Genomic DNA, 391 nt, shown 5'->3' with positions numbered 1-391 from the left:
CTCCCAACCGAGGAATTCACGCGCTGCTTTGATTTCTTCTGCGCCCAATGGTGCGCCGTGACAGTCGTGTGAACCTGCTTTGTTTGGTGAGCCGAAACCAATGATGGTTTTGGTACAAATCAGAGTTGGACGACCGGTTTCTGCTTTTGCCGCTTCAATCGCTGCGTTGATCGCGTCAGCATCGTGACCATCTACCGCAGGGATTACATGCCAGCCGTATGATTCAAAACGCTTAGGCGTGTCATCAGTGAACCAGCCTTCAACGTGACCGTCGATAGAAATACCGTTGTCATCCCAGAAAGCAATCAGTTTGCCAAGACCTAGGGTTCCTGCCAGTGAGCATGCTTCGTGAGAAATACCTTCCATCAAACAGCCGTCGCCCAAGAACACA

Annotated in this window: 1 pseudogene; it reads right to left on the bottom strand. The window is 51.2% G+C overall.

Annotated features, from left to right (window positions below):
- Nucleotides 1-391, bottom strand: a pseudogene (locus LRP49_RS25195) (transketolase); the annotation flags it as partial.

The sequence above is a fragment of the Enterovibrio qingdaonensis genome, from assembly GCF_028683135.1.
Lineage (GTDB): Bacteria > Pseudomonadota > Gammaproteobacteria > Enterobacterales > Vibrionaceae > Enterovibrio > Enterovibrio qingdaonensis.
Note: the sequence above shows the minus strand (reverse complement) of the source record. Positions and strands in the feature narration are given on the sequence as shown.